The following is a 17894-nucleotide window of genomic DNA, read 5'->3' on the forward strand; positions in this document are numbered from 1 at the left end:
CTGTGGCCAAGCCCGTCATCGCGATAGCGGGTTCGTCCGGTCTGATCGGCTCGGCTCTGGCTGCGGCGTTGCGCGCCGCCGACCACCCGGTGCTGCGCATCGTGCGCCGGACGCCGGCGAACTCCGACGAACTGCACTGGAACCCCGAGAGCGGCGATTTCGACGCGGACGCGCTGGTCGACATCGACGCCGTCGTCAACCTGTGCGGCGTCAACATCGGCCAGCGCCGCTGGTCGGGCGCCTTCAAGCAGAGCCTGCGCGACAGCCGCATCGCTCCCACCGAGGTGCTGGCCAACGCCGTCGCCGACGCGGGCGTCGAAACCCTGATCAACGCCAGCGCCGTGGGCTACTACGGCAACACCAAAGACCGCGTCGTCGACGAAACTGCAAGGGCGGGAACGGGCTTCCTGGCCCAGCTGTGCCAGGACTGGGAGGCCGCCACGCTGCCGGCCCAATACGCGGGCACCCGGGTGGTGCTGGCCCGCACCGGCCTGGTGCTGACCCGGTCGGGCGGCGCGCTGCGCCGGTTGCGGCCGCTGTTTGCGACGGGCCTCGGCGCCAGGCTGGGCAGCGGCCGCCAATACATGTCGTGGATCACCCTCGAAGACGAGGTCCGCGCGCTGCTGTTCGCGATCTCACACCCGTCGCTGTCGGGTCCGGTGAACATGACCGGACCGGCGCCGGTGACCAACGCCGAGTTCACCACCGCCTTCGGCCGGGCCGTCAACCGGCCCACCCCGCTGATGCTGCCCGGTTTCGCGGTGCGGGCCGCGCTCGGCGAGTTCGCCGACGAGGGACTGCTCATCGGCCAGCGCGCGATACCGTCGGCGCTGGAGCGCGCCGGTTTCCAGTTCCACCACAACACCATTGGGGAGGCGCTCGCCTACGCCACCGCCCGGCGGGATCACGACTAGCTTTTTGCCCTTTTTGCCGCGAGGGTGCGCAGTTGTACGCCCAATGCGGCGTGTCGCCGTACAAACACGCACCCTCGCGGGGGGAGTACCGTCACCAACGTGAGTCCTTCCCTGCGGTCGAGCGCGGCCGCGATCGACGTCCGCCAGCTGGGGACGGTCGACTACCGCACCGCCTGGCAGCTGCAGCGCGACCTGGCCGACACTAGGGTCGCCGGCGGGCCCGACACGCTGCTGCTCTTGCAGCACCCGCCGGTCTACACGGCCGGCCGGCGCACCGAACCGCACGAGCGGCCGGTGGATGGCACCCCGGTGGTAGACACCGATCGCGGCGGCAAGATCACCTGGCACGGTCCCGGGCAGCTGGTCGGCTACCCGGTCATCGGGTTGGCCGAACCGCTCGACGTGGTCAAATACGTTCGGCGCCTTGAGGATTCGCTGATGAAGGTGTGCGCCGACCTGGGCCTGGACACCGTGCGGGTGGACGGGCGGTCGGGGGTATGGGTGCCGGCCGGCGGCGGCCGGCCCGCGCGCAAGGTCGCCGCCATCGGCGTGCGGGTGGCCCGCGCCACCACGTTGCACGGGTTCGCGCTCAACTGCGACTGCGATCTGGGCGCGTTCGCCGCGATCGTTCCGTGCGGCATCAGCGACGCCGGGGTGACGTCCCTGACCGCCGAATTGGGGCGGACCGTCGCGGTCGACGAGGTGCGGGCGGCGGTCGCCGCCGCGGTCTGCGACGCACTGGACGGCGTCCTTCCCGCGCGGGAACACCCCGTCGCCCGCGTAGCATCAGGCATGTGACTGTCGCTCCCGAAGGACGCAAACTGCTGCGCCTGGAGGTGCGCAACGCCCAGACGCCGATCGAGCGCAAGCCGCCGTGGATCAAGGTCCGGGCCCGGATGGGACCGGAATACACCCAGCTCAAGGGCCTGGTCCGCCGCGAGGGCCTGCACACGGTCTGCGAGGAGGCCGGCTGCCCCAACATCTTCGAATGCTGGGAGGACCGGGAAGCCACCTTCCTGATCGGCGGCGACCAGTGCACCCGCCGCTGCGACTTCTGCCAGATCGACACCGGCAAGCCCGCCGAGCTGGATCGCGACGAACCCCGGCGGGTCGCCGACAGCGTGCGGGCGATGGGGCTGCGCTATGCGACGGTCACGGGGGTCGCCCGCGACGACCTGCCCGACGGCGGGGCCTGGCTGTACGCGGAGACGGTCCGCGCCATCAAGGAGTTCAACCCGTCCACCGGCGTCGAGGTGCTGATCCCCGACTTCAACGGCGAGCCCGCGCGCCTGGCGGAGGTGTTCGCGTCGCGCCCGGAAGTGTTGGCGCACAACGTCGAAACCGTGCCACGGATCTTCAAGCGGATCCGGCCCGCGTTCACCTACCGGCGCAGCCTGGACGTGATCAACGCGGCCCGCGACGCCGGCCTGGTCACCAAGAGCAACCTGATCCTGGGGCTGGGCGAAACCGCCGAGGAGGTGCGCGGCGCGCTGGCCGACCTGCGCGACGCCGGCTGCGACATCGTGACGATCACCCAATACCTGCGCCCGACAGCGCGCCACCACCCGGTCGAGCGCTGGGTGACGCCCGAGGAGTTCGCCGAATTCGGCCGCGACGCCGAGGCGCTGGGCTTTTCGGGGGTGCTGGCCGGCCCGCTGGTGCGGTCGTCGTACCGGGCCGGGCGGCTCTACGCGCAAGCCGTCGCCAGCCGCGCCTCCTGATCAGCCACCTACGTATCCTTGGTGACTATGGCTAAACCCCGCACTGCCGCCGAGAACAAGGCCGCCAGGGCTCAGGCGGCCGCCGCCCGCAAGGCCGCCGCCAAGGAGCGCCGCGGCCAGCTGTGGCAGGCGTTCAACATGCAGCGCAAGGAGGACAAGCGGCTGCTGCCGTACATGATCGGCGCCTTCGTGCTGATCGTCGGCGTCTCGGTGGCCGCCGGCGTGTGGGCCGGCGGGTTGACCATGATCACGCTCATCCCGCTCGGCGTGCTGCTGGGCGCCCTGGTGATGTTCATCATCTTCAGCCGCCGGGCCCAGCGCTCGATCTACAGCAAGGCCGAAGGTCAAACCGGCGCCGCGGCGTGGGTGCTCGACAACCTGCGCGGCAAGTGGCGGGTGACCCCCGGCGTCGCCGCGACCGGTCACTTCGACGCTGTGCACCGGGTGCTCGGCCGGCCCGGCGTCATCCTGGTCGGCGAGGGATCCGCAGCCCGGGTCAAACCGCTGCTGGCCCAGGAGAAGAAGCGCACCGCCCGGCTGGTCGGCGAGGTGCCGATCTACGACATCGTCGTCGGCAACGGCGAGGGCGAGGTTCCGTTGGGCAAGCTGGAGCGCCACCTCACGCGCCTGCCGAACAACATCAACGCCAAACAGATCGACTCGCTCGAGTCGCGGTTGGCCGCCCTGGGATCGCGGGCCGGCGCCGCAGTCATGCCCAAGGGCCCGCTGCCCAACGCCGGCAAGATGCGCGGCGTGCAGCGCACCGTGCGCCGCCGGTAGCCGCCGGTCAGCGGCGATCGCAAGCGCGGCGCTGGGGGTACCCCCGCGAAGCTGGGGGACCGGGCGCTGCGGGTCGCCGCCACCTTCTACGTCAGCGGCGAACCACCGCGGTGCCGCTCAGGCGATCGTGCAGCCCGCGGCCGTCGACGTCGGTGAACAGCGCCGGGATGACCATCGCGACGAGCACCCCGCGCACCGCCAACCGGCCGAGCCCGACCGGCACCCGCCCGTCCACCGACGCCACCTGCAGGCCCAGCACCAACTGCCCCGGCGTGAAACTGAACAGGCGCACCGCCGCCAGGCCGAGCACGAGCCACACGACCAGCACCGCCGTCGACAGCGCCCGTTGGCTGAGCAGGCCGAGGGCCATCGCCAGCGCCGCCAAACCGTAGGCGATCAGCCAGTCGATCATCAGCGCGGCGAGCCGGCGGCCCATCGGCGCCAGCGATCCCGGCCCGCGCTCCGGCAGGCCGAGCCGCTCCCCGGGATAGGCCGATCGCGCCCCCGGCAAACCCTCGGTCACCGGGGCCTCCGGGAACTAGTGCGCCCGTGCAGCCGACCAGATACGATCTTGCGGGTCATGGCCCCACAATAGAACCCGCCGGCGACCCGGATTCTGCTGCGGGGAGCATGGTCACGTAACCTCTGCGCAACATCGAGTTGACTGACGGGCAACATGCGCTCCATAGCGTCAGGCCGCGGATCACCAAGTAAAGGAGCAATCTGTGACGGAAATGACGCCCGACGACGTCTTCAAACTCGCCAAGGACGAGAACGTCGAATTTGTCGACGTCCGGTTCTGTGACCTGCCAGGCATCATGCAGCACTTCACGATTCCGATTTCGTTCTTCGACGAGAGCGTTTTTGAGGACGGCCTGGCCTTCGACGGCTCGTCGATTCGCGGGTTCCAGTCCATCCACGAGTCCGACATGCTGCTCCTGCCCGACCCCCAGACCGCGCGCATCGACCTGTTCACCGAAGCCAAGACGCTGAACATGAACTTCTTCGTGCACGACCCCTTCACCCTCGAGCCGTACTCGCGCGACCCGCGCAACATCGCTCGCAAGGCGGAGAACTACCTGATCAGCACCGGGGTCGCCGACACCGCATACTTCGGCGCCGAGGCCGAGTTCTACATCTTCGACTCGGTCAGCTTCGACTCGCGGACCAACGGCTCCTTCTATGAGGTGGACGCGATCTCCGGCTGGTGGAACACCGGCGAGCCCAACGAGAACGACGGCAGCCCCAACCGCGGCTACAAGGTCCGCCCCAAGGGCGGGTACTTCCCCGTCGCCCCCGTCGACCACTACGTCGACCTGCGCAGCAGGATGCTGCACAACCTGATCACGTCGGGCTTCAGCCTGGAGAAGGGCCACCACGAGGTGGGCAGCGGCGGGCAGGCCGAGATCAACTACAAGTTCAACACGCTGCTGCACGCGGCCGACGACATGCAACTGTACAAGTACATCGTCAAGAACACCGCGTGGCAGGCGGGCAAGACCGTCACCTTTATGCCCAAGCCGCTGTTCGGCGACAACGGTTCCGGCATGCACACCCACCAGTCGCTGTGGAAGGACGGCAGCCCACTGATGTACGACGAGACCGGCTACGCCGGCCTGTCGGACACCGCGCGCCACTACATCGGCGGCCTGCTGCACCACGCGCCGTCGCTGCTGGCCTTCACCAACCCGACGGTGAACTCCTACAAGCGCCTGGTTCCCGGCTTCGAGGCGCCGATCAACCTGGTGTACAGCCAGCGCAACCGCTCGGCGTGCGTGCGCATCCCGATCACCGGCAGCAACCCGAAGGCCAAGCGGCTGGAGTTCCGTTGCCCCGACTCGTCGGGCAACCCGTACCTGGCGTTCTCGGCCATGCTGATGGCCGGGCTGGACGGCATCAAGAACAAGATCGAGCCGCAGGCGCCGGTCGACAAGGACCTCTACGAGCTGCCGCCCGAGGAGGCCGCGAACATCCCGCAGGCGCCCACCCAGCTGTCCGCGGTGATCGACCGGCTGGAAGCCGACCACGAATACCTCACCGAGGGAGGCGTTTTCACGCCCGACCTCATCGAGACGTGGATCAGCTTCAAGCGGGAGAACGAGATCATGCCGGTCCAGATCCGGCCGCACCCCTACGAGTTCGCGCTGTACTACGACGTCTAGGCCGTCTCGGCGTTAGACGACGCCGCCCGCGCGGGTTCGCTTGCCGCGCGGGCGGTTCTATGTCGGCTCCCGCGCCGAAACATCATCCCTTGCGAGGCTTCCCGGCGAGTCTTCGCAAACTGGTTATGTGTCGCGATCTCGACTCGGATGTGACCTGTCCGCGACAGCGACCGAGCACGCTCATCTCATGACTGCGCTCGCCCTTGTCGCCGCGCTCGGAACAGCCCTGTGCCTCGGCTACTGGCTCGGGCGGCGCGCGGGCTCCCCGCCGAAGACCTGGAAGAGGCGAACCAGCCGGATCGCGCTGGGCCGGCTGGCGGTCAACCTGGTCATGTTGATGGCCGCACGGCGCGTCCTGGCGCTGAGAGTTATTGACCCGCTTGGCCCTCTGCGTAGCTTCGCGCGACCACGCTAATTGGGTCGTCGGCCCATGATCCCGCGGGTCATCCTGACGGGTTGCCCCTCGGCCATCTCGACGACCTCCAGCCAGCCCCCGGGGGCGATGTAGTGCCGCTCGACGTCCTCGCGGTGCATGTTGATGATCAGCACACCCGCATCGGTGACCTCATAGCTGTCGAAGGCACCGTAGTCTCGCGGTTCGCCGTTGCTGAACACCACCGTGAAGGCCACGAGCAAAGTTTAACCGTCGAGCGCCAGGTCCTTGCGAAAGCGCTGCATGCCGTCGATCTTGTCGGCCAGGGTGGCGTCGGGTCCCGAGTAGAACATCCACGGCATGGTGATGATGCCGGTGATTCCGGCGTCGGCGGCGCGCTGGTAGTCGGCGGTGGTGAAGGCGTCGGTCAGGGGCGTCAGGATGGTGAAATCGTCCATTGAAAGCCCGTTTTCGGCCCGCAGTTCGCGCAGCCGGCCCACCGCCTCGATGGCCCGGTCGGTCTTGATCAGGTCACCGATCCAGCCGTCGTTGCGGGCCGCGCGGCGCAGCGCCACGTCGCTGAGTCCACCGACGTACACCGGGACCGGCGGCGGCGTCGGCTCCATCTCCAGCCGTGGCGCCCGGTAGAACTCCCCCTCGAATTCCGTCCAGCCCGGCCGCCACAGCGCCCGCATCAAATCGATGATCTCGTCGGTGCGTTTGCCGCGCGCGGCGAACTGCTCGCCCATCAGCGCGAATTCCTCGCGGCACCAGCCGACGCCGATGCCGAGCTCCACCCGTCCCGACGCCAAAACGGCGGCGGTGCCAATGGCTTTCGCCGCCGAGTAGGGGTTGCGCATCGCCGGGATGTAGACGGTGGTGACGAAGCGCAGCCGCGTGGTGACCTGCGCCAGCGCGCCGACGAGGACCCACGGGTCGGGCCAGTCGGTGAACGGCTGCCAGCGCCGCTGGCCGTCCTTGGTGTACGGGTACGGGGTGTCCAGCGTCTCCAGGTTGACGACGTGGTCCGGGATGCCGACGCCGTCGTAGCCGAGTTCGTCGGCGGCCTTGGCGATCTCGATGATCTCGCGGGTGTTCAGGAAGGCGCTGCTGACGTAGAACTTCATTGCGCTGCCCGCACCCAGGACGGCTCGATGAACACGCCGTCGGCCTCGACGGTCACCCCGGCGGCGTCCGAAATGGTGCCGCGCGCAAAGACTTTCACGCCCTCCTTGCCCTCGATCCAGGCCTCGGACCGGAGCGGGCCCAGCGGGGTGCCGCGCAGGTACTTCACGGTGATGGTGCCGGTGAACCGCGGTTTGGACAGGCCCTCGCTGGCCACCTCGCCCAGCATGTGGTCGAGCACCAGGGCGCTCACCCCGCCGTGCACCAACGCGGGCGGGCCCTCGTAGGCCGCCCCGAGGACGAACTCGCTCCAGCACCGGCCACCGCCGTCGTGGTGGATGATCAGGGGCGGCGCGATCGGATTGCCCAGGCCGATCGCGGCGTTTCCGAGCGTCAGCGGTCGCGCGCCGTCGACGCGGTAGCTCACCCCGATCGGCCGGGTCCGTTGCCGCAACGACTTGGTGACGGCCTCGATCGTGGAGCGCGCGTCGGCGACGACGTCGTCGTCGGCCGCGGTGTGGATGGTGGCGTCGATGAGCTCCCGGACGGCGTCGGCCAGCGGCGTGTACCGGGCCGTCACCCGTTGCGCCTCCTCCGCGCTGAGCACCTCGAAAATGGCATCCAACGCGCCGGCCTCCTGACTCAACTCCCAAACACCTTCCGCACGAACGCCTTCGCGCGCCGCGTCACCCGAAGATAGTTGTCCAGGAATTCGCCGCCGTCGTCGGTCGGCCAGCCGGCGGCCACGGCGACCGCATTGAGCTGCCGCCCGGGCCCCGGCAGCTGGTCAGTGGGCTTGCCGCGGACCAGCACCAGCGCGTTGCGCGCCCGCGTCGCCGTCAGCCAGGCTTGGCGCAGCAGGTCCACGTCGTCGGCCGGCACCAGGTTGGCCGCGGCGATAGCGTCCAGGGATTGCAGCGTCGAGGTGTTGTGCAGAGCCGGGATCTCGTGCGCGTGCCGCAGCTGCATGAGCTGCACGGTCCATTCGATGTCGGCCAGCCCCCCGCGACCCAGCTTGGTGTGGGTGTTGGGGTCGGCGCCCCGCGGCAACCGCTCGGCCTCGACGCGGGCCTTGATGCGGCGGATTTCCTGCACGGCCTCGGCCGAGACGCCGTCGGGCGGGTAGCGCGTCTGGTCGGCCATCAGCAGGAACCGCTGGCCCAGCTCGGCGTCGCCGGCGACCGCGTGCGCGCGCAGCAGCGCCTGAACCTCCCACGGCTGCGCCCACTGTTCGTAGTAGGCGGTGTAGGAGCTCAGCGTGCGCACCAGCGGGCCGCTGCGGCCCTCGGGCCGCAGGTTGGCGTCGACCTCCAGCGGCGGGTCGACGCTCGGGGTGCCCAGCAGCGCCCGGATCTGCTCGGCGATCGACGTCGCCCACCGCACCGCCTGCGAATCCTCGACGCCGACGGCCGGCTCGCAGACGAACATCACGTCGGCGTCGGACCCGTAGCCCAGCTCCGCCCCACCCAGCCGGCCCATGCCGATGACTGCGATACGCGCGGGCGCGGCGCGGCCGTCGTCGGGCAGGTTGGCCCGGACCAGCACGTCCAGCGCGGCCTGCAGCACGGCCACCCACACCGAGGTGAGGGCCCGGCACACGTCGGTGACCTCGAGAAACCCGAGCAGATCGGCGGAGCCGATGCGGGCCAGCTCGCGGCGCCGCAGCGTGCGCGCCGCGGCGATGGCGCGCACCGGGTCGGCGTGGCGGCACGCCGAGGCGACCAGCGCGCGAGCCACGGCGGCGGGTTGGGTCTCGAGCAGTTTCGGGCCGGCCGCGCCGTCGCTGTAGTCCTGGATCACGCGGGGCGCGCGCATCAACAGGTCCGGCACGTAGGCGGAGGTCCCCAGCACGTGCATGAGCCGCCTGGCCACCGCGGGCTTGTCCCGCAGCGTGGACAGGTACCAGGTCTCCCCCGCCAGCGCCTCGGACAGCCGCCGGTAGGCCAGCAGGCCGCCGTCGGGGTCGGGCGCGTACGACATCCAGTTGAGCAGCCGCGGCAGCAGCACCGACTGCACCCGGCCGCGGCGGCCGCTCTGGTTGACCAGCGCCGACATGTGCTTCAACGCGGTCTGCGGGCCCTCGTAGCCGAGCGCGGCCAGCTGGCGCTCCGCCCCCTCGGAGGTCATGCCGTGCGCGATCTCCAGCCCGGCCGGCCCGATGGACTCCAGCAGCGGCTGATAGAAGAGCTTGGCGTGCAGCTCGGAGACCCGCACGTTCTGGTGGCGCAGCTCTTCGCGCAGCACGCCCGCCGCGTCGTGCCGGCCGTCGGGGCGGATGTGCGCCGCGCGCGCCAGCCAGCGGACCGCCTCCTCGTCGTCCGCCTCGGGCAACAGGTGGGTGCGCTTGAGCCGCTGCAGCTGCAGTCGGTGCTCGAGCAACCGGAGGAACTCGTAGGAGGCGGTCAGGTTCGCCGCGTCCTCGCGCCCGATGTAGCCGCCCTGGCCCAGCGCGTCCAGCGCGTCGACCGTGGAGGCGACGTGCAGCGAGTCGTCGCTGCGGCCGTGCACCAGCTGCAGCAGCTGCACCGCGAACTCGACGTCCCGCAGCCCGCCGCTGCCGAGTTTGAGTTCCCGACCGCGAACCTCCGCGGGCACCAGCTGCTCCACCCGGCGCCGCATCGCCTGCACCTCGACGACGAAATCCTCACGCTCGCAGGCGATCCAGACCATGGGCATCAGTGCGGCGAGGTAGCGCTCGCCGAGCTCGGCGTCGCCGGCGGCCGGCCGGGCCTTCAGCAGCGCCTGGAACTCCCACGTCTTGGCCCAGCGCTGGTAGTAGGCGACGTGCGACTCGATGGTGCGCACCAGCTCACCGCTGCGGCCCTCGGGGCGCAGGCCCGCGTCCACCTGGAAGAAGGCCTCCGAGGCCACTTTCATCATCTCGCCGGCCACCCGCGCGCTCTGCGCGTCGGCCCGTTCGGCGACGAAGATGACGTCGACGTCGCTGACGTAGTTCAGTTCGCGGGCACCGCATTTGCCCATGGCGATGACGGCCAGCCGTGGCGGCGTGCGGTCGCCGCACACGCCGACCTCGGCCACCCGCAGCGCGGCCGCCAGCGCGGCGTCGGCCAGGTCCGACAACTGCGCGGCCACCACCTTGAACGGCAGCACCGGCTCGTCCTCGACGGTCGGGGCCAGGTCCAGCGCCGCCAGCACCAGCAATTGGTCGCGGTACTCCACCCGCAGGCGCGCCAGCGCGGAGCCGGGGCCGGCCAACGCCTCCTCGACGCGCGTGGTGAACGTCGCGAGCAACTCATCGCGCGTCGGCAGGTGGGCCTTGCCGCGCAACAGCTTCCAGGACTGCGGATTGGCGGCGAGGTGATCGCCCAGCGCGAGCGACGAGCCGAGCACCGCGAACAGCCGCCCGCGCAGCCCGCGCTCGGTGAGCAACGCCGCGCTGAGCTCGTCCCAGTCGCTGTCGGGGTTCTCCGCCAGCCGGATCAGGACCCGCAGGACGGCGTCGGGATCCGGGGCGCGCGACAACGACCACAACCGGTCGACGTAGTCCTGGTCGTCGCGCTGGTACCAACCCAGCTGCGCCAGGCGGTCCCCCGCCGGCGGGTCGACCAACCCGAGCCGGCCCACGCTGGGCAGCCTGGGGCGCTCGGTCGCGGGTTTGGTCACGACCACGACCGTAGCGCAACCGACCGCTCTCTCAGCCGGATCGGCGCCGCCGGCGAGCTACAGCGATAGGTAGGTGCTCAGCTCGTAGGGCGTGACGTGGCTGCGGTAGTTCGCCCACTCCGTGCGCTTGTTGCGCAGGAAGAAGTCAAACACGTGCTCCCCCAACGTTTCCGCGACGAGCTCGGAGGCCTCCATCGCCTTGAGCGCGGCGTCGAGGCTGGTGGGCAGCTCGCGGTAGCCCATCGTGAGCCGTTCCTCGGGCGTCAGGTCCCAGACGTTGTCCTCGGCCTGCGGTCCCAGCACGTAGCCCTTCTCCACCCCGCGGAGCCCGGCGGCCAGCAGCACCGCGAACGCCAGGTAGGGGTTGCACGCCGAGTCGGGGCTGCGGACCTCGACCCGCCGCGAGGACGTCTTGTGCGGCGTGTACATCGGCACCCGCACCAACGCCGATCGGTTGGCCGCCCCCCACGACGCCGCGGTGGGCGCCTCGCCGCCCTGCACCAGCCGCTTGTAGGAGTTGACCCATTGGTTGGTAACCGCGCTGATCTCCGAGGCGTGCTCGAGGATCCCGGCGATGAACGACTTGCCGACGTCCGACAGCTGCAGCGGGTCGTCGGTGCTGTGGAATGCGTTGACGTCACCCTCGAACAGGCTCATGTGGGTGTGCATGGCCGAGCCCGGGTGCTCGGCGAACGGCTTGGGCATGAACGACGCCCGCGCGCCGTTCTCGATCGCGACCTCCTTGATGACGTAGCGGAACGTCATCACGTTGTCGGCCATCGACAACGCATCGGCGAAGCGCAGGTCGATCTCCTGCTGGCCCGGCGCGCCCTCGTGGTGGCTGAACTCGACCGAGATGCCCATGAATTCCAGTGCCTCGATGGCGTGCCGGCGGAAGTTGGACGCGGAGTCGTGCACGGCCTGGTCGAAGTAGCCGGCGGTGTCGACCGGGAGGGGCCGCGACCCGTCGTCGGGGCCGGGCTTGAGCAGGAAGAACTCGATCTCGGGGTGCACGTAGCAGGAAAAGCCCAGGTCGTTGGCCTTCTGCAGCTGGCGGCGCAGCACGTGGCGCGGGTCCGCCCACGACGGGGAGCCGTCGGGCATGGTGATGTCGCAGAACATCCGCGCGGAGTGGTGGTGGCCGGACGACGTGGCCCACGGCAGCACCTGGAACGTCGACGGGTCCGGATTCGCCACGGTGTCGGATTCCGAGACGCGCGCGAAGCCCTCGATGGAGGAACCGTCGAAGCCGATGCCCTCCTCGAAGGCCCCTTCGAGTTCGGCGGGCGCGATGGCAACGGACTTGAGCGTGCCGAGCACATCGGTGAACCAGAGCCGAACGAAGCGGATGTCCCGTTCTTCTAGCGTGCGGAGGACGAATTCCTTCTGTCGATCCATGACCCGACAGTAGGCAACGCCTGTTAAATCCGTGTTACCGACGGCCGCTCAGAACCGTTGCGGACCGTCGCGGCGGCGGCTCAGGACCGGCAGTGCAGCGACGCGGGCGGCAGCACCCCGGCGACGAAGTAGCGCACCACCGCGGTGTCCACGCACTGGTCACCGTTGAACACCGCGGTGTGCTGGGTTCCGTCGTAGGTGATCAGCGGGGCGCCCAATTGGCGGGCCAGGTTCACGCCGGCCTGATACGGGGTGGCCGGGTCGTGCGTCGTGGAGACGACGACGACCTTGCCCGGCGCGGCGGGCGGCGCGGCGTGCGGCCGTGAGGTGGCGGGCACCGGCCACAACGCGCACAGGTCGCGGGGGGCGCTGCCGGTGAACTGCCCATAGCTCAGGAACGGGGCGACCTGGCGCATCTTCTGGTCGGCGGCCACCCACGTCGCCGAGTCCGTCGGCGTCGGCGCGTCGACGCACCGCACGCCGTTGAACGCGTCCTGGTCGTTGGTGTAGTGCCCGCTTTTGTCCCGGCCCTCGTAATCGTCGGCCAGCAACAGCAAGTCACCGGCGTCGGTGCCGCGAGCCAGCCCCAGCAGGCCGCTGGTCAGGTACTTCCAGTGCTGCGGGGTATACAGCGCGTTGATGGTGCCGGTGGTCGCGTCGGCATAGCTCAGCCCACGCGGATCCGACGTTCGGCCCGGCCGGGCGACCAAGGGGTCGACCAGGGCGTGGTAGCGGCTGACGAACTGGGCCGGATCGGTGCCCAGCGGGCAGCCCGCGGCGCGGGCGCAGTCGGTGGCGTAGTCGTTGAAAGCCGTTTGGAATCCGGCCATTTGGTTGATGTTTTCGGTCACCGGGTCCACCGTCGGGTCGATGGCGCCGTCGAGCACCATCGATCGGACGTGGCCGCCGAAGCCCTCGAGGTAGGCGGTGCCGATCTCGGTGCCGTAGCTGAACCCGAGGTAGTTGATCTGGTCGTCGCCCAGCGCCTGGCGGACCGCGTCCATGTCGCGCGCGACGGAGGCGGTGCCGGCGTTGGCGAGGAAGGCATTGCCCATCCGGTTCGCGCACTGCTGGGCCAGCTGGCGGTAGACCTGCTCGATGTGCGCCACGCCGGCCGGGCTGTAGTCGACCATCGGGTCGCGCCGGAACGCGTCGAAGTCGGCGTCGCTGCGGCAGCGCAACTGTGGCGTCGAGTGGCCCACCCCGCGCGGGTCGAACCCCACCAGGTCGAAATTGCGGGTGATGTCGCTGTTCTCCAGGTCCGACGCCATGCCGGCGACCATGTCCACCGCGGACGCGCCCGGTCCGCCCGGGTTGATGAACAGCGCTCCGGCCCGCCGGCCCGTCGCGGGAACCCTGATCACGGCCAGCTTGGCTTGCGCGCCACCCGGATTCGCGTAGTCGATCGGGACGGACACGGTGGTGCACTGGGCGGTCGGAAGGTCGCTGGTGTCGGTCAGGAATTGGTTGCAGCTGCCCCAGTTCTGTGGGCGCACCGCGGCGGCCGGGGCCGGGCTCGGCGTCTGGCCGGCACCGGGCTCGGGAGTCGCGGCCGCCACCGGCAACTGCGATCCCGCAACCAACAATCCAAACGACAGCAGCGCCGAGCTCAACGGTCTGCGGCGCGACATGGCTGTCAATATTTGCAGCCGCGAATACCCGTCACAGCGCGAAAAGGTCACGGCTTGGTCTCGCGTCGGCGCGTCGCCACCAGTGCATCGAGACTGCACTCAGCGCTAGAAATTCGCCGGATTCACGCGCTGGGCGCAGTCTCGGCGAAGTCTCACCGCTTCTAGCACTTGGCGCCGCTGGGTGGCGTACCGCCGCCGAGCAGATACTCCGTCACGTAGTCGTCGATGCAGCTGTCTCCCTGGAAGACCACCGTGTGCTGGGTTCCGTTGAAGGTCAGCAGCGACCCACGCAGCTCGTTCGCCAGGTCGACCCCGGCCTTGTACGGGGTCGCCGGGTCGTGCGTCGTCGACACAACCACCGTCGGCGCCAGGCCGGGCGCCGAGATCTCGTGCGGCTTGCTGGTGGGCGGCACCGGCCAGAACGCGCAGGTGCCCAGCGGGGCGTCGCCGGTGAACTGGCCGTAGCTCATGAAGGGGGCGATCTCCCGCGACCGGCGGTCTTCGTCGATGACCTTGGCGCGGTCCGTAATCGGCGGCTGGTCAACGCAATTGATCGCCACCCGCGCGTCGGTGGCGTTCGTGTAATGCCCCTTCGGGTCGCGGCGCATGTACATGTCCGCCAGCGCCAGCATGGTGTCGCCGCGGTGGTCCACCAGCTCGGACAGGCCGTCGGTCAGGTGGTGCCACAGCGACGGCGAGTACAGCGCCATGATGGTGCCCACGATGGCGTCAGCGTAGCTCAGCCCGCGGGGGTCCTTCGTCGGGATCGGCCTGCCCACCATCGGGTTGTTCGGGTCGACCATCGGGTCGACCAGGCTGTGATAGACGGCGACGGCCTTGGCCGGGTCGGTGCCCAGCGGGCAGGTCGGCTGCTTGGCGCAGTCCGCCGCGTAGTCGTTGAACGCGTCCTGAAATCCCTTGGCCTGACGCAGGTCTGCCTCGACCTGGTCGGCGTTGGGGTCGACGGCACCGTCGAGGATCATGGCCCGCACCTTGGTGGGGTACGCCTCGGCGTAGGCGGAGCCGATCCGGGTGCCGTACGAGTAGCCGAGGTAGGTCAGCTTGTCATCCCCCAGGGCCGCGCGGATGGCGTCCAGGTCGCGGGCGACGTTGACGGTGCCCGCGTTGGCCAGGAAGTTCTTGCCCATCTTGTCGACGCAACGGGCGACGAACTGCTTGGTCTCGTCCTCGATGTGGGCCACCCCGGCGGGGCTGTAGTCGACGTTCGGCTCGGTGCGCAGCCGGTCGTTGTCGGCGTCGGAGTTGCACCAGATCGCCGGCCGCGAGTTGCCCACCCCGCGCGGGTCGAAGCCGACCAGGTCGAACCGTTCCCGGATCCGTTTGGGGAGCGACTGGACGACGCTCAACGCGGCCTCGATGCCGGACTCGCCGGGGCCGCCGGGATTGATCACCAGCGAGCCGATCTTGTCCCCCGTCGCCGGAAACCGAATCATTGCCAGGGTCGCGACGTCGCCGTCGAGGTGGTCGTAGTCGACGGGCACGGCGAGCCGGCCGCACATCGCGCCGCTGGGGATCTTGGCTTTCGGGTTGGACGAGCGGCACGGGGTCCATTCCACCGCCTGGCCCAGCTTCGGTGACTTCATGAGGGCGCGTCCGTTGACCACGCGCAGGCAGCCCGCGACCGTCAGCGCCACGGCAGCGATCGCCGTCCAGATCAGCAGCGTGCGCGCGATCCTGTCGCGGCGAGACACTCTCATGCTCACCTATGCTGCCAGAGCCAACCTGAGATTCTGATGAGCGGTTCGGTGCGCCTGACTACCCGGCCGCCGTGAGCAGTTCTTCCATCGCGACCGCGAAGTCGTCGGCCATCTCCCACAGGTCCGGCAGCAACTCCGGGCACGAGATCAGCCCGACGTCCAGGGTGCCGCACAGCGACATCACCGTGATGTTGAGGCCCGAACCGTGAAAGATCGGCCCGAGCGGATACATCGCCTTGACCTCACACCCCAGCAGATACAGCGGAACCTGAGGGCCCGGGACGTTGGAGACCACCAGATTGTGCACCGGCGCGCTCTGGGTCAACCGCGAGCTCGCATACAGCCGCATCGCGATCCCGTACACCGCGGGCGCGGCGAACTGCGACCAGTCCTGCAGCAGTGACGCCCCGATGGCCGAACTATGCTGCTTGGCAACAGAATTCGCTTCGGCGATGGCCCTCAGGCGCTCGACCGGGTCGGCGATGTCGGTGTGCAGGCTGGAGAACATCGCCGAAACCTGGTTGCGGCCGGGGCGATCGGTCTTGCCGTGGACCGAAACCGGCACCGACGCCACCAGCGGCGCCTCGGGCAGGGTATTGCGCTCGGCCAGGTACTGGCGCAGCACCCCGGACACCAGGGCCATCACCACGTCGTTGACCTTGACGCCGAAGTGGTTCTTCACCTTCTTGACGTCCTCGAGGTCCAGCTGGGCGTAGGCGATGTTGCGGCGCCCGGTGATGCTGGCGTTGAAGGCCGTCCGCGGCGCGGCGAACGGACGCGCCATCGCCTGGCCCTCGACGGCCTTGCGCACCGTGGCGACAACCGAGGACACGGTCTGGGGCACGACGTTGGCCAGGTGCAGTGGGCGGCGGGCGAACCGGACCAGCCCGCCCGCCGCGATCTGCCAGCCGGTGCCGCCGCCGACGCCCTCCACCGGCTCCGGCGCGGGCGCGTCGGCCTCGGTCGCGCACAGCTGCGACATCAGGTTGGCGCCGGTGACACCGTCCACCCCGGAGTGGTGCACCTTGGTCATCACCGCCACGCGTCCGTCGGCGTGGCAATCGGTGCCCGCCACCCCTTCGATGACCCACATCTCCCACAGTGGCCGCCCCCGATCCAGCGGCAGCGACGCGATGTGGCCGCAGATCTCCGACAACTCGCTGCGGCCGCCCGGCGGCGGCAACCCGATGCGGTGCAGGTGGCGGTCGACGTCGAAGTCCTCGTCGTCCACCCACACCGGGTGGTCGAGGTTCAGCGGGCTGTCGGCGAGCTTCTCCCGGAACTGCGGCATCGCCCGCAGGCGCAGGGTCAACGCGTCGCGCAGCCGCTCGAAGGTGTAGCCGCCCGGCATCGTGGAGGTGTCCACCTCCACGATCGAGCAAACGTGCATGGGCTGCGAGGGGGTCTCCAGGTAGAGGAAACTGGCGTCGAGTCCGCTGAGCCGCTGCATGGCCGCCAATGGTATGTCTCACACCACTCGGGCGGTGCAATTGACCTGAACAAATGGCAGAATGGTGCGAGTCCGACGAACCCGGGGACCTGAAGGGCCACGAGGATCGACCAGACCACTACCAGGGACAATGATGTCTGAGCAGAACGTTTACGGCGCAAACTCGTCCGCGCCCGCCAAGATGCCGACCAAGATTCGCACGCACCACCTGCAGAAAATGAAGGCCGAGGGCCACAAGTGGGCGATGCTCACGGCCTACGACTATTCGACCGCCAGGATCTTCGACGACGCCGGCATCCCGGTGTTGCTGGTCGGCGATTCGGCCGCCAACGTCGTCTACGGCTACGACACCACGGTGCCCGTGTCGGTCGACGAACTCATCCCGCTGGTTCGCGGCGTGGCTCGCGGGGCCCAGCACGCGATGGTCGTCGCCGACCTACCGTTCGGCAGCTACGAAGCGGGCCCGGCCGCCGCGCTGGCCGCCGCCACCCGGTTCTTGAAGGAGGGCGGCGCGCACGCCGTCAAGCTCGAGGGCGGTGAGCGGGTGGCCGACCAGATCGCCTGCCTGACCGCGGCGGGCATCCCGGTCATGGCGCACATCGGCTTCACGCCGCAAAGCGTGAACAGCCTCGGCGGGTTCCGGGTGCAGGGCCGCGGCGACGCCGCCGAACAGACCGTGCACGACGCGATCGCCGTCGCCGAGGCCGGGGCGTTCTCGGTCGTGATGGAGATGGTGCCGGCGGAATTGGCCACCCAGATCACCGGCAAGCTCACCATCCCGACCATCGGGATCGGCGCCGGGCCCAACTGCGACGCCCAGGTCCTGGTGTGGCAGGACATGGCGGGCCTGAGCACCGGCAAGCCCGCCCGGTTCGTCAAGCGGTTCGCCGACATCGGCGGCGAGTTGCGCGGCGCCGCAGCGCAATACGCGGAGGAAGTGGCCGGCGGCGTGTTCCCCGCCGACGAGCACTGCTTCTGACCCTCACCCCCGCTCGAAG

16 protein-coding genes are annotated in these 17894 nt (G+C 69.7%); 7 read left to right on the plus strand and 9 right to left on the minus strand.

What is annotated here, in order from left to right; genetic code table 11:
- The first annotated feature begins 2 nt into the window (after positions 1 to 2).
- From A5673_RS00065 to A5673_RS00080, 4 genes are all read left to right on the plus strand, one after another.
- Entirely contained in the window at positions 3 to 914 is a 912-nt protein-coding gene (locus tag A5673_RS00065; protein ID WP_068226470.1) for a TIGR01777 family oxidoreductase, read from the plus strand.
- A 99-nt stretch (positions 915 to 1013) separates the two neighbouring features.
- Entirely contained in the window at positions 1014 to 1712 is a 699-nt protein-coding gene (gene lipB, locus A5673_RS00070; protein ID WP_068226471.1) for a lipoyl(octanoyl) transferase LipB, read from the plus strand.
- Entirely contained in the window at positions 1709 to 2635 is a 927-nt protein-coding gene (lipA, locus tag A5673_RS00075) for a lipoyl synthase (RefSeq protein ID WP_068226472.1), read from the plus strand. Before lipB ends, lipA begins: the two co-directional genes overlap by 4 nt.
- Before the next feature lie 27 nt (positions 2636 to 2662).
- Complete coding sequence (locus tag A5673_RS00080) at positions 2663 to 3415, plus strand: DUF4191 domain-containing protein (RefSeq protein WP_068226473.1); 753 nt, start codon at positions 2663 to 2665, stop codon at positions 3413 to 3415.
- Between the two features lie 91 nt (positions 3416 to 3506).
- On the opposite strand, the gene A5673_RS00085 is transcribed toward A5673_RS00080, so the two are convergent.
- Positions 3507 to 3938 (minus strand): RDD family protein, encoded by a 432-nt coding sequence (locus tag A5673_RS00085; RefSeq protein WP_231970755.1) that lies wholly within the window; start codon positions 3936 to 3938, stop codon positions 3507 to 3509.
- A 202-nt stretch (positions 3939 to 4140) separates the two neighbouring features.
- On the opposite strand from A5673_RS00085, the gene glnA (A5673_RS00090) reads away from it, so the two are divergent.
- The gene (gene glnA, locus A5673_RS00090) at positions 4141 to 5577 is read left to right on the plus strand and encodes a type I glutamate--ammonia ligase (RefSeq protein ID WP_068226474.1); all 1437 of its coding nucleotides are present in this window, start codon (positions 4141 to 4143) and stop codon (positions 5575 to 5577) included.
- 187 nt (positions 5578 to 5764) lie between these two features.
- Positions 5765 to 5992, plus strand: coding sequence for a hypothetical protein (locus A5673_RS28055; protein ID WP_082958463.1), 228 nt, complete (start codon positions 5765 to 5767; stop codon positions 5990 to 5992).
- On the opposite strand, the gene A5673_RS00095 is transcribed toward A5673_RS28055, so the two are convergent.
- From A5673_RS00095 to A5673_RS00130, 8 genes are all read right to left on the minus strand, one after another.
- Positions 5989 to 6207, minus strand: coding sequence for a hypothetical protein (locus A5673_RS00095; RefSeq protein ID WP_066972535.1), 219 nt, complete (start codon positions 6205 to 6207; stop codon positions 5989 to 5991). The genes A5673_RS28055 and A5673_RS00095 overlap by 4 nt on opposite strands.
- A 9-nt stretch (positions 6208 to 6216) precedes the next feature.
- Positions 6217 to 7077 (minus strand): TIGR03619 family F420-dependent LLM class oxidoreductase, encoded by an 861-nt coding sequence (locus tag A5673_RS00100; RefSeq protein ID WP_068226475.1) that lies wholly within the window; start codon positions 7075 to 7077, stop codon positions 6217 to 6219.
- Positions 7074 to 7721 carry a PaaI family thioesterase gene (locus A5673_RS00105; protein WP_082958464.1) on the minus strand — a complete coding sequence of 216 codons (648 nt, stop codon included), beginning with the start codon at positions 7719 to 7721 and terminating at the stop codon, positions 7074 to 7076. Before A5673_RS00105 ends, A5673_RS00100 begins: the two co-directional genes overlap by 4 nt.
- Positions 7718 to 10705 (minus strand): bifunctional [glutamine synthetase] adenylyltransferase/[glutamine synthetase]-adenylyl-L-tyrosine phosphorylase, encoded by a 2988-nt coding sequence (locus A5673_RS00110; RefSeq protein WP_068226476.1) that lies wholly within the window; start codon positions 10703 to 10705, stop codon positions 7718 to 7720. The genes A5673_RS00105 and A5673_RS00110 overlap by 4 nt, the downstream gene beginning before the upstream one ends.
- 51 nt (positions 10706 to 10756) lie before the next feature.
- Positions 10757 to 12097, minus strand: a complete 1341-nt coding sequence (gene glnA / locus A5673_RS00115; RefSeq protein WP_068226477.1) for a type I glutamate--ammonia ligase — start codon at positions 12095 to 12097, stop codon at positions 10757 to 10759.
- 80 nt (positions 12098 to 12177) lie between these two features.
- Positions 12178 to 13737 (minus strand): alpha/beta hydrolase, encoded by a 1560-nt coding sequence (locus A5673_RS00120; RefSeq protein ID WP_156747735.1) that lies wholly within the window; start codon positions 13735 to 13737, stop codon positions 12178 to 12180.
- A 152-nt stretch (positions 13738 to 13889) separates the two neighbouring features.
- Complete coding sequence (locus A5673_RS00125; RefSeq protein ID WP_156747736.1) at positions 13890 to 15452, minus strand: alpha/beta hydrolase; 1563 nt, start codon at positions 15450 to 15452, stop codon at positions 13890 to 13892.
- Between the two features lie 52 nt (positions 15453 to 15504).
- A complete protein-coding gene (locus A5673_RS00130) occupies positions 15505 to 16896 on the minus strand; it encodes a wax ester/triacylglycerol synthase family O-acyltransferase (protein ID WP_068226480.1) in 1392 nt (463 codons plus the stop codon).
- 133 nt (positions 16897 to 17029) lie between these two features.
- On the opposite strand from A5673_RS00130, the gene panB reads away from it, so the two are divergent.
- Entirely contained in the window at positions 17030 to 17875 is an 846-nt protein-coding gene (panB, locus tag A5673_RS00135; RefSeq protein WP_068226637.1) for a 3-methyl-2-oxobutanoate hydroxymethyltransferase, read from the plus strand.
- The last annotated feature ends 19 nt before the right edge of the window (positions 17876 to 17894 follow it).

The sequence above is a fragment of the Mycobacterium sp. E3198 genome, assembly GCF_001667015.1.
Classification (GTDB): Bacteria; Actinomycetota; Actinomycetes; order Mycobacteriales; family Mycobacteriaceae; genus Mycobacterium.

Excerpts from the sequence above, each read along its gene's own strand:
- panB (WP_068226637.1), top strand. The coding sequence starts at position 17,030 with ATGTCTGAGCAGAACGTTTACGGCGCAAACTCGTCCGCGCCCGCCAAG.
- A5673_RS00130 (WP_068226480.1), bottom strand. The coding sequence starts at position 16,896 with ATGCAGCGGCTCAGCGGACTCGACGCCAGTTTCCTCTACCTGGAGACC.
- glnA (WP_068226477.1), bottom strand. The coding sequence starts at position 12,097 with ATGGATCGACAGAAGGAATTCGTCCTCCGCACGCTAGAAGAACGGGAC.
- A5673_RS00080 (WP_068226473.1), top strand. The coding sequence starts at position 2,663 with ATGGCTAAACCCCGCACTGCCGCCGAGAACAAGGCCGCCAGGGCTCAG.
- A5673_RS00100 (WP_068226475.1), bottom strand. The coding sequence starts at position 7,077 with ATGAAGTTCTACGTCAGCAGCGCCTTCCTGAACACCCGCGAGATCATC.
- A5673_RS28055 (WP_082958463.1), top strand. The coding sequence starts at position 5,765 with ATGACTGCGCTCGCCCTTGTCGCCGCGCTCGGAACAGCCCTGTGCCTC.